This is a genomic window from Streptococcus sp. HMSC066E07 (assembly GCF_001814695.1).
GTDB classification, from domain to species: Bacteria; Bacillota; Bacilli; order Lactobacillales; family Streptococcaceae; genus Streptococcus; species Streptococcus hominis.
In genome coordinates this window covers 1-319 of record NZ_KV817474.1, presented here as the reverse complement: position 1 = coordinate 319, position 319 = coordinate 1, and the positions used below count along the sequence as shown (strand labels likewise).

At 65.2% G+C, this 319-nt stretch carries 1 protein-coding gene; it reads left to right on the top strand.

Annotation, left to right across the window (positions count from 1 at the left end; all coding sequences use genetic code 11):
* On the top strand, positions 1-319 hold a 319-nt coding region (locus HMPREF2984_RS10010; protein WP_142350461.1), incomplete at both ends, for a condensation domain-containing protein.

The window sequence follows — 319 nt, the reverse complement described above, 5'->3', positions numbered from 1 at the left end:
AGCCGGACATGCTCACGCTGATCGAGCTCGACGAAGCACAGATCGGCCGCATCGAAGCCAAGGTGGCCGGAGGTGCTTCGAACATCCAGGACATCTACCCGCTGGCGCCGCTGCAGGAGGGGATGCTGTTCCACCACCTGCTGCAGACCGAAGGCGATGCGTACATCACCTCGCACGCGCTGGGGTTCGACAGCCGGCAGCGGCTGGAGCGGTTCGTGCAGAGCTTCAACCGTGTGATCGAGCGTCACGACATCCTGCGCACGGCGGTGCTGTGGGAGGGGTTGAAGGAGCCGGTGCAGGTGGTGCAGCGGCATGCGGA